Raw genomic sequence first — 12,245 nt, 5'->3', positions numbered from 1 at the left:
CCGGTTCTTGTCCTAACCTATCCCTCCCCGCCGCCTGCCTGCGTCCACATCAGGGCGCTGCGGGTGCACCGCGCCACGACCTCGCCGGACTGGTTCCGCCCGGTGTGGGCCAGCGTGACGATGCCCTGGCCGGGCCGGGAGGAGGACAGCCGCTTGTCCACCACCTCGGTCTCGGTGTAGAGGGTGTCTCCGTGGAAGAGCGGATGCGGAAAGCTGATCTCCCCCAGTCCCAGCTGCGCCACCAGGGTGCCCTGGGTCAGCTGTCCCACCGACTGGCCCACCATGGTGGCCAGGGTCAGCATGGAATTCACCAGCCGCTGCCCGAACGGCTGCCCCTCGCTGTAAGCGGCGTCCAGGTGCAGCCCCTGGGTGTTCATGGTCAGCGTGGTGAACAGGACGTTGTCCGCCTCGGTGAGGGTGCGGCCGGGCCGGTGCCGGTACACCACCCCGGGCTGGAACTCCTCAAACCAGAGGCCGCGCTGTTCAATCACCCGGGGTGCCATCGCCACTTCCTCGGTGCCGGCGTCGGGCTCCTCATACGTCAAGGTCCACCTCCAGCGGTGCGCCGGTGGCCGCGACCACTTCGTCGACAGTGACGCCGGGCGCGGTTTCGCGCAGGATCAGCCCGTCCGGCCCCACCTCGATGACGGCAAGGTCCGTCACGATCAGGTCCACGCAGGTGCGCCCGGTCAGCGGCAGGGAGCACTCGGGAACAATTTTCGGGTTCCCGCCGCGGTCGGTGTGGTCCATCATCACGATCACGCGCTTGGCACCGAACACCAGGTCCATGGCCCCGCCCATGCCCTTGACCATCTTCCCTGGAATCATCCAGTTGGCCAGGTCTCCGTTGGCCGCCACCTCCATTGCCCCCAGCACGGCGACGTCGACGTGCCCGCCGCGGACCATGCCGAAGGAGGCAGCCGAGTCGAAGAACGACGCGCCGGCGTTCACCGTCACGGTCTCCTTCCCGGCGTTGATCAGGTCCGGGTTCAGTTCCGCTTCGGTGGGATAGGGCCCGACGCCGAGGACGCCGTTTTCGGAGTGCAGCACCACTTCCACACCCTCGGGGATGTAGTTCGGAATCAGCGTGGGCATGCCGATGCCGAGGTTGACGTACTGTCCGTTCTCCAGCTCGCGGGCCACCCGGGCGGCGAGTTCGTTTCGGGTCAGGGCCATGTCAGGACTCCTTTCCGGAAGGTGCCGACGACGACGATGGCTCAGCCGGTGCCAGCGTCACCGTCCTCTTCTCAATCCGCTTCTCCCCCGGCCCGACCGGAACCACCCGCTGCACGAAGATCCCCGGAACGTGCACCGCGGCCGGGTCCAGCTCGCCCGGTTCCACCAGTTCCTCCACCTCGGCGATGGTGATCCGTCCGGCCATGGCGCAAAGCGGATTGAAGTTCATGGCGGTGGCGGAGAAGACCAGGTTGCCGTGCCGGTCCCCCTTCCAGGCGTGCACGAGGGCGTAATCAGGAGTCAGGGATTCCTCCAGCACGTATTCCGCGTCCCGGAAGGTGCGCACCTCCTTGGGCTCCGAGGCCTGCAGGACCGAGCCGTCGCCGTCGTACTTCTGCGGCAGGCCGCCCTCGCTGACCTGGGTGCCCACCCCTGCACTGGTATAGAAGGCGGGAATTCCGGCGCCGCCGGCCCGCAGCTTTTCCGCCAGCGTGCCCTGCGGGGTGAGGATCACTTCCAGCTCGCCGGCGAGGAACTGGCGGGCGAACTCCTTGTTCTCCCCCACATAGGAACTGACCGTCCGGCGGATGCGGTGGTCCGCCAGCAGCCGGCCCAGACCCCAGTCATCCACGCCGCAGTTGTTGCTCACGGTTTCCAAATCCGTCGCGCCGGCGTCATGCAGGGCGTCAATCAGCGCCACCGGAATGCCGCACAGGCCAAAGCCGCCCACCGCGAGGGACGCTCCGTCCGGGATGTCGGCCACCGCGTCGGCGGCCGTTGCCATCACCTTGTTAATCATCGCTTCATCCGTTCGTTCGTCTCCATTGACCAACCTGCCGGGCTCCGGGCGCCCCGCCGCACACGCCGGCGGCGCCGATTCCGGACCGGTCCGCCCATCCTAGAGCCCCAGCTCCCTGGCAATCAGCATCAGCTGGACCTCGGTGGTGCCCTCGCCCACCTCCAGGATCTTCGAATCCCGGTAGTGGCGGGCCACCCGGAACTCGTTCATGAAGCCGTAGCCGCCGAAAATCTGCGTGGCGTCGCGGGCGTTGTCCATCGCGGCCTCACCGGCCACCAGCTTCGCCATGGCAGCCTGCGTCTTGAACGGCTTGCCCGCCAGCATCCGGGCCGCGGCGTCGTAGTACGCCAGGCGGGCAGTGTGCGCGCGGGTCTGCATCCGGGCGATCTTAAAGGAGATGGCCTGGTTGGTGCCGATGGCGGCGCCGAAGGCCTGGCGTTCCTTGGCGTAGCGCAGGGCCTCCTCGACGCAGCCCTGCGCCGCTCCCGTGGCCAGGGCTGCGATGGCGATGCGGCCCTCGTCGAGGATCTGCAGGAAGTTGGCGAATCCGCGTCCCTCGGCGCCCAGCAGGTTGGCCTCCGGCACCCGGACGTTGTCCAGGGTGAGCGGATGGGTGTCCGAGGCGTTCCAGCCCACCTTGTTGTACGCCTTTTCAGCGGTGAACCCCGGGGTGTCGGCGGGCACCAGGAAGGTGGAAATCTGCTTCTTGGTGGTGGTGCCGCCGCTGCCGTCCGGCACTTCGGCGGTTCCGGTGACCGCCGTGACGGTGACCAGCGCGGTGATGTCGGTGCCGGAGTTGGTGATGAATTCCTTGGTGCCGTTGATGACCCACTGCCCGTCCTCGCGGTGCGCGCGGGTCCGGGTGCCGCCGGCATCGGAGCCGGCTTCGCTTTCGGTCAGCCCGAAACCGGCGAGCGCCGTGCCGGAGGCGAGCATCGGCAGCCACTGCTGTTTCTGTTCCTCCGTGCCGAACCGGTAGACGGGCATGGCGCCCAGCGAGACGCCCGCCTCCAGGGTGATCGCCACCGATTGGTCCACCCGGGCCAGCTGCTCCAGTGCCAGGGCCAGCGCGAAGTAGTCTCCGCCCATGCCGCCGTACTCCTCCGGAAACGGCAGCCCGAACAGGCCCATCTCCCCCATCTGCGCGACCACCTTGTAGGGGAAGCTGTGCTCGGCGTCGTGCTGGGCGGACACCGGTGCGACGACGGTGTCCGCGAATTCGCGGACCGTGTCCACCAGGTCCTGATGGTCAGCGCTGAGTTCAAAGTCCGGCATGTCCTGCTCCTTCAGACGGTGTTGCATCGGATTCGGGCGTTGCATCGGGGTCCGGCGTCACTACGGCCAGCACCTGGTCAGCCTTGACCAGGTCTCCCGGGGAAAGGCTCAGGGCAACGGTGCCGGCCACGGGAGCGACGAGCTGGTGTTCCATCTTCATGGCTTCCACGCTGAGCAGCGGCTGGCCCGCGGTGACCCGGTCGCCGTCGGCCACCGCCACCGCCACCACGGTGCCGGGCATCGGCGAGCGCAGCACCGGGTCGGCGGCGCCCTCGGCCCGGCCGGCCGCGGCACGGGCAGCGGCCAGCAGCTCGGCCCGGGTCCGCAGCCGCAGCGCGGCAGTGTAGCCGGCGTCCGCGATCCACACGGTGCATTCCCCCGTGCGCTCCCCCGTGCGCTCCCCCGGTGCCCCGGACACCGGAACCACGGTCAGCGGGTGCACGACGCCGTCGAGTGTCACCAGGGCGCGGTCCCCGTCCCGCAGCAGCGAGGCCCGGCGGTCCGGTCCCCCGTTGACGCTGACGGTTTTCCCGCCCCGGACGCTTCGGACGGTCACGACGTCGTCGGACGCCTGCGGTGAGGCGGCGGCGAAGACGAGGCTCAGCGGCCGGGGCGCACCGATCCGCCACCCGTCGGCGCGCCGCCAGGGCGACGGTTCCGTGCCGGAGGTTTCCGGGTCCGCCAGGTCCTCCGCCTGCAGCAGTGCCGCGGCGGCCAGTTCCGCTTCGGAGGGGCTGCGGAACGCCAGCTCGGGAAGCCTGCGCTCGATCAGGGTGGTGTCCAGCCGGCCGGCCCGAACCTCCGGATCGTTGATCAGCAGGCGCAGGTATTCGATGTTGGTGCCGATGCCCAGGATGAGTGTCCGTGCCAGCGCGGCGTCCAGCCGGTCCAGCGCGGTGTTCCGGTCCGGGCCCCAGGCGATGATCTTGGCGAGCATCGGGTCGTAGCTGGAGGACGCCGCGAGGCCCGGCAGCAGGGAGGAGTCCACCCGGATTCCCTCCCCGGTGGGCTCGTGCAGGATGAGCACCTGCCCCGACGTGGGCAGGAAGTCGCGGGCGGGATTTTCCGCGTAGACCCGGGCCTCCACGGCATGGCCAACCAGGCGGACATCGGACTGGGCGAGCTGCAGCTTTTCCCCGGCGGCGATGCGGATCTGCTCCTCCACCAGGTCCAGTCCGGTGACCATCTCCGTCACGGGATGCTCCACCTGCAGCCGGGTGTTCATCTCCATGAAGAAGAACTCCCCGGGCGACGCGTCGGAGACCAGGAACTCCACCGTTCCGGCCCCGGTGTAGTCCACCGACCGGGCCGCCTCGCAGGCCGCCTCGCCGATCCGGGCGCGGGTGGCCTCGTCCAGGAGCACTGACGGTGCTTCCTCGATGACTTTCTGGTGCCGGCGCTGCAAGGAGCACTCCCGTTCCCCCAGGTGGATGACGTTGCCGTGCGTGTCCGCCAAGATCTGCACCTCGATGTGCCGCGGCACCGCGATCAGCCGTTCCAGGAAGAGGGTGTCGTCGCCGAAGGCCGACGCCGCGACCCGGCGGGCGGTGGGCAGCACGGCGGGCAGGTCCTGCGGGCGGTCCACCGCGTGCATCCCCTTGCCGCCACCGCCGGCGGAGGGCTTGATCAGCAGCGGAAAGCCCACGGCGGCGGCGGCTTCGATCAGCTGCTCATCGGTCAAACCGGGTTCGGCGATGCCGGGCACCACGGGCACCCCGTGCGAGGAGACATGGTTTTTGGAGCAGATCTTGTCCCCCATCAGCTCCAGCGCCCGCACCCCGGGGCCGATGAAGACAATGCCCGCCGCGTCCAGGGCGCGGGCAAAGTCGGCGCTTTCGCTGAGGAAGCCGTAGCCCGGGTGCACGGCCTGCGCCCCGGACAGCCGGCAGGCGGCGAGGATGGCGTCAATGTTGAGGTAGCTCTCCCGGGGCGCGGCCGGACCCAGCCGCACCGCGACGTCCGCCTCGCGCACATGCCGGGCGCCGGCGTCGTCGTCGCTGTAGACCGCGGCCGAGCGGATCCCCAGCCGGCGCAGGGTCGCAATGATGCGGCAGGCGATTTCGCCGCGGTTGGCCACCAGCACGGTGTCGAAAAGAGCAGCGGTCATTTCTGCCTCACATCCGGAACAGGCCGAAGGAGGTCTCCGGCAGCGGGGCGTTGGCGCACACGTCCAGGGCCAGGCCCAAAACGGTGCGGGTGTCCGCCGGGTCGATGACGCCGTCGTCCCACAGCCGGGCCGTGGAGTAGTACGGGCTGCCCTGGGCCTCGTAGGTGTCGCGGATGGGCGCCCTGAACGCCTCTTCGGCGTCGGCGCTCCAGTCCTCGCCGCGGGCTTCGAGCTGGTCGCGCTTGACCGTGGCCAGGACCGAGGAGGCCTGGGCCCCGCCCATCACGGAGATCCGCGCCGCGGGCCACATCCAGAGGAAGCGCGGGCTGTACGCCCGGCCGCACATGGAGTAGTTACCGGCGCCGAAGGATCCGCCCACGATCACTGTCAGCTTCGGCACCCGGGCGGTGGCCACGGCAGTGACCATCTTGGCGCCGTTCTTGGCGATGCCGCCGGCCTCATAGTCCCGGCCCACCATGAAGCCGGAGATGTTCTGCAGGAAGATCAGCGGAATGCCGCGCTGGTCGCAGAGCTCAATGAAATGGGCTCCCTTGAGCGCGGATTCGGAGAACAGGACGCCGTTGTTCGCGACGATGCCCACCCGGTGGCCGTGCAGCCGGGCGAAGCCGGTGACCAGGGTGGCGCCGTACTCCTTCTTGAATTCGGCAAATTCGCTGCCGTCCACCAGCCGGGCGATCAGCTCGCGCACGTCGTACGGGGTCTGCAGGTCAGCGGGCACGGTGCCGTAGATTTCCTCCGCGGCGTACGACGGCGGCCGGCCGGGCAGCGGCTGCCAGGCCGGGGCGGACTCGGGAAAGGTCTCCACGATGGTCCGGACGATCTCCAGGGCGTGCGCATCGTTCTCCGCCAGATGGTCGGTGACGCCGCTGATCCGTGAGTGCAGGTCTCCTCCGCCCAGCTCCTCGGCGGTGACGATTTCCCCGATGGCTGCCTTCACCAGCGGCGGGCCGCCCAGGAAGATGGTGCCCTGGTTGCGCACAATCACGGTTTCGTCGCTCATGGCCGGAACATAGGCGCCGCCGGCGGTGCAGGAGCCCAGCACGGCGGCGATCTGCGGAATTTTCCGGGCCGACATCTGCGCCTGGTTGAAGAAGATCCGGCCGAAGTGCTCCCGGTCCGGAAAGACGTCGTCCTGCCGGGGCAGGAAGGCGCCGCCGGAGTCCACCAGGTAGATGCACGGCAGCCGGTTTTCCAGCGCGATTTCCTGCGCCCGCAGGTGCTTCTTGACCGTCATCGGATAGTAGGTGCCGCCCTTGACGGTGGCGTCGTTGGACAGCACCATGACATGCCGGCCCTGGACCAGCCCGATGCCGGCGATCAGACCGGCGCCGGGGCACTCGTCGTCGTACATGCCGGTGGCGGCCAGCGGTGAGATCTCCAGGAAGGGGCTGCCCTCGTCGAGCAGCCGGTCCACGCGTTCGCGCGGCAGCAGCTTGCCGCGGGCCGTGTGCCGTTCCCGGGACCGTTCCGGCCCGCCGAGTGCGGCGTCGGCGAGGCGCTTGCGCAGTTCGCCGGCCAGCGCGCTCTGGGCGGCGGCATTGCGGGTGTACTCGGGTGATGCAGGATCCAGCCGGGCAACAAGGGTCTCCATTGACGTCTCTTTTCTCGGCGGGCTGCCGCCGACGGGATCCGAAGGCCAATCCAGTTAATGATTGCTAACTCAAATCAGGTTATTGGTTATTAACTCAGCTGTCCACCACAATGGAAGCTGCTCGTGGAATAAAAACTGCCGGAAAGGTTTGCATGGACGCAGCGAAAAAAGAAGCACCGGCAGCCCCGCCCCACCGGGAAAGGCCGCAGCCGGCCGCGCGCGCAACCGGACGCAGCCTGGCCAAGGCTTCCCGCCGGGCCGCAATGCTCGGCGCCGCCGCGAGCCTCTTCGCCGAACGCGGCTACAAGGGCGTCTCCATTGAGGAACTCGGCGCAGCCGCCGGAGTCAGCGGCCCTGCGGTGTACCGGCATTTCAGCGGAAAGCCCGCTGTCCTTTCGGCCCTGCTGGTCGGGGTGAGCGAAGACCTGCTCGACGGCGGAAAGGCCGTGGTCACGGAATCCACCACGGCTGATGCGGCACTGCGCGGACTGGTGGAGTTCCATGTGGACTTCGCCTTGCACCAGTCCGATGTCATCCGGGTTCAGGACCGCGATCTGAACAGCCTGCCCGAGGACGACAAACGCGCAGTGCGGACGCTTCAGCGCCAGTACGTGGAGGTGTGGGTTGACGCCCTCTCCGCCCTGCATCCGGATTGCAGCCTCCCGCTGCTGCGCCACCGTGCGCAGGCGGTCTTCGGACTGATCAACTCCACATCCCATACCCTGCACGGAAATATGAAGGCCCGCGAGACGGCACGGCTGCGGTCGCTGCTCGAAACAATGGCGTGGGCCGCCCTGAATGCCTAGTAACCTGAACCAAACCCCTCGAGCAGAAAGACCTGCTGTGATTGAGCTTCGTGCCGTAGTTCCCGCCGATTTGGATGAGTTCTTTTCCCATCAGCTGGATCCAAGCGCCAACCAAATGGCCGCTTTTGCCGCCAAAAACCCCTCTGACCGCGGTGTGTTTGATCACCACTGGCAGAACATCCTGAATGATCCCACCATTACGGTGCGCACGATCGTGGCCGACGGCGACGTGGTCGGCAGCATCCTGGCATACCGCGAAGGCGGCGTTCCGGAGATCAGCTACTGGGTGGACACCGCCCGCTGGGGCCAGGGCATCACCACCGCCGCAGTGGGACAGTTCCTGGAGGAATTCTCCGAACGCCCCATCCGCGCCCGGGCCGTGGCCGACAACGCCAGTTCCATTGCAATTCTGGAGAAATACGGCTTCACCGTGGTGGGCGAGACGCAGGGCTTCGCGAACGCCCGCGGCGCCGTGGTGCGCGAACTTGAGCTTGAGCTGAGCTAGCCGAGCCAACAACTGAACAAGTCAGGCGAAACCCGCTGCACCGAACATCGGCTGCAGCGGGTTTCGTCTTAGACCAGGGCGAGCGCCATGGCCGGCTCGGCCAGGATCATTCCCACCTCGCTGAGGAACCGGGCGCCCTGTTCGCCGTCCACCAGCCGGTGGTCGAAGGACAGGCTCAGGGTCATCACCTGGCGGAGGGCAACAGCGCCTTCGTAGGCCCAGGGCTGTTCGCGGACAGCGCCGAGCGCCAGAATCGCCGCCTCGCCCGGATTCAGGATGGGCGTTCCGGCATCGACCCCGAAGGCCCCCACGTTGGAAATCGAGAAGGTTCCGCCCGCGAGGTCCGCCGGAGTGGTCTTGCCGGCCCGCGCCGTCTGCGCCAGGGTTCCCAGCGCCGCAGCCAGCTCGCGAAGCCCCAGCGCCGCAGCGTCCTTGACGTTGGGAACCATCAGTCCGCGCGGCGTGGCGGCTGCGATGCCCAGGTTCACGTAGCGGTACTGCACAATCTCCCGGGCCGCCTCATCCCAGCGGGAATTCAGCGACGGATGCCGCTGGAGTGCGAGGCAGACCGCCTTGGCGGCCAGCGTCAGCGGCGTCAGCTTCAGGCCGTCGAACGCCTGCTGCCGGCGCAGCCGTGCCAGCAGATCAATCGACGGAGTCACATCAACGGTCAGGAAAACGGTCACGTGCGGCGCCGTGAACGCGCTGGCCACCATGGCGGCGGCCGTGTGCTTGCGCATTCCGGCGATCGGAATCCGCTCCTCCCTCGCGTCCGGGGCACTGTGGGACGGCGCCGTTCCAACGCCCGACGACGACGGCGCCATCGGTTGGTACTCGCGCGCCGGCTCCGGCTGCGGGTCCCGGCTGCCCTGCTGGTTTTGGCTGCCCGGCTGCTGAACCTGACTGCCCGGCTGCGCGGTGGATTCCGCGGCGCCGGTGACATCCGCGCGGATGATCAGCCCGTCGGGGCCGGTTCCCTGCAGCTGTTCCAGATCGATGCCCAGATCCCGGGCCAGTTTCCGGACCGGAGGCGTTGACCGCGGACGTTCCTGCGATTCCTGGCCGGACGGCGCAGCAGCCTTCCGGGTTTCGGGAGCCTCCGGCTGCCCGGCGGCTGCGGCAGGAGCGGATGTGGCAGGAGCGGCGGGAGCGGTGATCCAGCGCCGCCGGGCCGGACGCCCGGCCTTCTCCGGGACGGCACCGTAGCCCACCAGGTTGGGCGTGCGCTTCAGGGACTCGCCCGGAACCGGCAGCGCACCAGCGGACAGGAGGCCTTCGGCCGTGCCGGCCGTACCGGCCGTTCCGCCGGCGGCCGTCCCGCCGACAGCAGGACCGTCCGGCTCTCCCCCGACATCAAAGGACACGATGGGCGCGCCGACCTCCACCACGGAGCCGGCCGCTTCATGGAGCCGGGCCACGGTGCCCGCATACGGTGAGGGCAGCTCCACCACGGCTTTCGCGGTTTCAACTTCGGCGATGACCTGGTTCAGGGTGACGCTGTCCCCCACGGCCACGTGCCAGGAAACGATCTCCGACTCGGTCAGCCCCTCGCCCAAATCCGGCAGCCGGAATTCCCGGATCACAGACCCGCTCCTTCCAGCGCCGTTGCCGAGGTGCTGTGCGCAGCCGGGAAGTTGCTGAGCGAGTTGGGACGGCGCAGTGCGCGGTCCACGCCGTCGAGGATCCGGTCCAGGTCCGGCAGGTGGTGGTGTTCCAGCTTGGAGGGCGGATACGGAATGTCGAAGCCGGTGACCCGCACGGGTGCGTGCTCCAGATAGTCGAAGCAGCGTTCGGTGATGCTGGCGGAGATTTCAGCGCCGACGCCGCCGGATTTTCCGGCCTCGTGGGTGATCACCAGGCGCCCGGTCTTGCGGACCGACGCTTCGACCGTGGCATAGTCCACCGGTGACAGCGAGCGCAGGTCGATCACCTCCACGGACACCCCTTCATCGGACGCGGCAATCGCGGCGTCGGCGGCGGTCATCACCAGCGGCCCGTACGTCACCAGCGTGACGTCGGTGCCCTCGGCGACGACGCGGGCCCGGCCCAGCGGCAGCGCTCCGTCGAGGGTTTCCTGCACCTCGCCCTTGACGTGGTAGCGGCGCTTGGGCTCGAAATACAGCACGGGGTCATCACTCGCAATGGCCTGCCGGATCATCGTGTAGGCATCCTGCGGGTTGGACACGCTCACCACCCGCAGCCCGGAGGTATGGGTGAAGTAGGCTTCCGGGGACTCCGAGTGGTGTTCGGGCGAACCGATGCCTCCGCCGAACGGCACCCGGATGGTCAGCGGCATGTTCACGGCGCCGCGGGTGCGGTAGTGCATCTTCGCCACCTGGGAGACGATCTGGTCGAAGGCCGGATAGATGAATCCGTCGAACTGGATTTCCACCACGGGCCGGTACCCGCGGAAGGCGAGCCCGACGGCGGTGCCCATGATGCCGGATTCGGCCAGCGGGGTGTCTATCACCCGGGTGGCGCCGAAGTCCTTTTTCAATCCGTCAGTGATGCGGAAGACTCCGCCGAGGGTGCCGATGTCCTCCCCCATCAGGACCACTTTGGGATCGGCGTCCATTGCGGCGCGCAGCCCGGTGTTGATCGCCCGGCCCAAGGTCATGGTGCTCATGCCCGGTCCCCCGCTTCCCGAGGACCCGTGGAAGCGGAACCCACCGGGTCGGTGCCGTGCACCTGAACCGGGTGGCCGGCGTCGTCCGCCGTGCCGTACATCGCCAGGTAGCGCGCGTATTCCTCCTGCTGGTTCTCCAGCCAGGAGTTCGGCTCGGCGTACACATGCGCAAAAATGTCCAGGGCCGGCGGCGGGGGCATCGAGATGCAGGAGGAGCGGAGCTCGGCGGCCACGGCGTCGGCACGGGCGGCGACGGCGGTGCCGAACTCATCGGTAAACAGGCCCTCGGCGCGGAGCAGGGCCTCGACCCTGCTGATCGGATCCTTGGCCCGCCACTCTTCCAGTTCCGCGGCATCGCGGTAGCGGGTGGGATCATCCGCGGTGGTGTGCGGGCCCATCCGGTAGGTGACGGCCTCGATGAAGCTGGGGCCTCCCCCGCTGCGCGCCCGGTCCAGGGCTTCCCTGGTCACGGCCATGACGGCCAGGACATCGTTGCCGTCCACCCGGACGGAGGGGATCCCGAAGCCCGGAGCCCGGTTCGCGATTGGCACCTGGGCCTGCAGCCCCACGGGCTCGGAAATGGCCCACTGGTTGTTGGAGCAGAAGAACACGACGGGCGCGTGGAAGCTGGCGGCGAAGACCATGGCCTCGTTGACGTCGCCCTGGCTGGTGGCGCCGTCGCCGAAGTAGGTGATGACGGCGTCGTCGGTCCCGTCGGTCACCACGCCCATGCCGTAGCCGGCGGCGTGCAGCGCCTGGGCGCCGATGATCACCTGGGCGGGGGCCATGTTCACCGTGGCGGGATCCCAGCCGGCCGCCGCGTTGCCGCGCCACACCCGCATCAGGGATTCGGGGTCGACGCCGCGGCACCACGCCACGCCGTTCTCCCGGTAACTGCCGAACACGAAGTCGCTGTCCCGGAGGGTGCGGGCGGAGCCGATCTGCGCTGCTTCCTGGCCCAGCAGCGGCGGCCAGAGACCCAGCTCGCCCTGGCGCTGCAGCGCGGTGGCCTCGGTGTCGATCCGGCGGATCACCACCATGTCCTCGTAGAGGCTGCGCAACTGGTCCGGGTCGACGTCCTCCACCCAATGATCGTAGGAGGAGGCCACGCGGGAACCGTCGGGACGGACCAGCTGGACGTAGGGGCCGGCTGCGGTGGCGCCGGTCTCGTGCGGTGGGCGAACAGGAGTATGCAGAGACACGTTGGTACGCATCCTTCCGTGTTGGGCCCCCGGGGTGGCGGGGCCGAACCGATGCCCGGGCACCCTTGCCCGGCTACCTGTGACCCTACTCACACCAAACATGCGGCACAACCATGAGGCGTACAGCTGAGCATTGT

The 12,245-nt window shown here is 68.6% G+C and carries 11 protein-coding genes; 2 read left to right on the top strand and 9 right to left on the bottom strand.

The genetic code is table 11. The features are described from left to right. Positions 1-17: 17 nt before the first annotated feature. The 6 genes from QNN99_RS14970 to QNN99_RS14945 form a co-directional block, all read right to left on the bottom strand. Positions 18-503 (bottom strand): MaoC family dehydratase, encoded by a 486-nt coding sequence (locus tag QNN99_RS14970; RefSeq protein WP_229967584.1) that lies wholly within the window; start codon positions 501-503, stop codon positions 18-20. Positions 504-534: 31 nt separating this feature from the next. After that, a complete protein-coding gene (locus QNN99_RS14965; RefSeq protein WP_229967493.1) occupies positions 535-1,176 on the bottom strand; it encodes a CoA transferase subunit B in 642 nt (213 codons plus the stop codon). A 1-nt stretch (position 1,177) separates the two neighbouring features. Then, positions 1,178-1,975 (bottom strand): CoA transferase subunit A, encoded by a 798-nt coding sequence (locus QNN99_RS14960; protein WP_229967491.1) that lies wholly within the window; start codon positions 1,973-1,975, stop codon positions 1,178-1,180. 99 nt (positions 1,976-2,074) lie between these two features. Then, positions 2,075-3,250, bottom strand: a complete 1,176-nt coding sequence (locus QNN99_RS14955) for an acyl-CoA dehydrogenase family protein (protein ID WP_229967488.1) — start codon at positions 3,248-3,250, stop codon at positions 2,075-2,077. Next, positions 3,237-5,357: an acetyl/propionyl/methylcrotonyl-CoA carboxylase subunit alpha gene (locus QNN99_RS14950; RefSeq protein WP_229967486.1), complete on the bottom strand. Its 2,121-nt coding sequence runs from the start codon at positions 5,355-5,357 to the stop codon at positions 3,237-3,239. Before QNN99_RS14950 ends, QNN99_RS14955 begins: the two co-directional genes overlap by 14 nt. A 7-nt stretch (positions 5,358-5,364) precedes the next feature. Continuing rightward, the gene (locus QNN99_RS14945) at positions 5,365-6,969 is read right to left on the bottom strand and encodes a carboxyl transferase domain-containing protein (protein ID WP_229967484.1); all 1,605 of its coding nucleotides are present in this window, start codon (positions 6,967-6,969) and stop codon (positions 5,365-5,367) included. Positions 6,970-7,121: 152 nt separating this feature from the next. On the opposite strand from QNN99_RS14945, the gene QNN99_RS14940 reads away from it, so the two are divergent. Further along, entirely contained in the window at positions 7,122-7,775 is a 654-nt protein-coding gene (locus QNN99_RS14940) for a TetR/AcrR family transcriptional regulator (RefSeq protein ID WP_269439230.1), read from the top strand. A 37-nt stretch (positions 7,776-7,812) separates the two neighbouring features. Next, positions 7,813-8,280: a GNAT family N-acetyltransferase gene (locus QNN99_RS14935; RefSeq protein WP_229967482.1), complete on the top strand. Its 468-nt coding sequence runs from the start codon at positions 7,813-7,815 to the stop codon at positions 8,278-8,280. Positions 8,281-8,348: 68 nt separating this feature from the next. On the opposite strand, the gene QNN99_RS14930 is transcribed toward QNN99_RS14935, so the two are convergent. Genes QNN99_RS14930 through pdhA form a run of 3 tightly spaced genes read right to left on the bottom strand, consistent with a single transcriptional unit; the run spans position 8,349 to position 12,120 of the window. After that, positions 8,349-9,863, bottom strand: coding sequence for a dihydrolipoamide acetyltransferase family protein (locus QNN99_RS14930; RefSeq protein WP_229967480.1), 1,515 nt, complete (start codon positions 9,861-9,863; stop codon positions 8,349-8,351). Further along, the gene (locus QNN99_RS14925; RefSeq protein ID WP_229967478.1) at positions 9,860-10,906 is read right to left on the bottom strand and encodes an alpha-ketoacid dehydrogenase subunit beta; all 1,047 of its coding nucleotides are present in this window, start codon (positions 10,904-10,906) and stop codon (positions 9,860-9,862) included. The genes QNN99_RS14930 and QNN99_RS14925 overlap by 4 nt, the downstream gene beginning before the upstream one ends. Beyond that, the gene (pdhA, locus tag QNN99_RS14920; RefSeq protein WP_442860535.1) at positions 10,903-12,120 is read right to left on the bottom strand and encodes a pyruvate dehydrogenase (acetyl-transferring) E1 component subunit alpha; all 1,218 of its coding nucleotides are present in this window, start codon (positions 12,118-12,120) and stop codon (positions 10,903-10,905) included. Before pdhA ends, QNN99_RS14925 begins: the two co-directional genes overlap by 4 nt. Between the last annotated feature and the right edge of the window lie 125 nt (positions 12,121-12,245).

The organism is Arthrobacter sp. zg.Y820, assembly GCF_030125555.1.
In the GTDB taxonomy this organism is placed as follows: domain Bacteria; phylum Actinomycetota; class Actinomycetes; order Actinomycetales; family Micrococcaceae; genus Arthrobacter_B.
This window is presented reverse-complemented; position numbering and strand designations above follow the sequence as displayed.

Bases quoted from the DNA above. Each gene is read 5' to 3' on its own strand.
- QNN99_RS14945 (WP_229967484.1), bottom strand. From the start codon at position 6,969: ATGGAGACCCTTGTTGCCCGGCTGGATCCTGCATCACCCGAGTACACC.
- QNN99_RS14955 (WP_229967488.1), bottom strand. From the start codon at position 3,250: ATGCCGGACTTTGAACTCAGCGCTGACCATCAGGACCTGGTGGACACG.
- QNN99_RS14925 (WP_229967478.1), bottom strand. From the start codon at position 10,906: ATGAGCACCATGACCTTGGGCCGGGCGATCAACACCGGGCTGCGCGCC.
- QNN99_RS14970 (WP_229967584.1), bottom strand. From the start codon at position 503: ATGGCACCCCGGGTGATTGAACAGCGCGGCCTCTGGTTTGAGGAGTTC.
- QNN99_RS14965 (WP_229967493.1), bottom strand. From the start codon at position 1,176: ATGGCCCTGACCCGAAACGAACTCGCCGCCCGGGTGGCCCGCGAGCTG.
- QNN99_RS14940 (WP_269439230.1), top strand. From the start codon at position 7,122: ATGGACGCAGCGAAAAAAGAAGCACCGGCAGCCCCGCCCCACCGGGAA.
- pdhA (WP_442860535.1), bottom strand. From the start codon at position 12,120: ATGCGTACCAACGTGTCTCTGCATACTCCTGTTCGCCCACCGCACGAG.
- QNN99_RS14960 (WP_229967491.1), bottom strand. From the start codon at position 1,975: ATGATTAACAAGGTGATGGCAACGGCCGCCGACGCGGTGGCCGACATC.
- QNN99_RS14950 (WP_229967486.1), bottom strand. From the start codon at position 5,357: ATGACCGCTGCTCTTTTCGACACCGTGCTGGTGGCCAACCGCGGCGAA.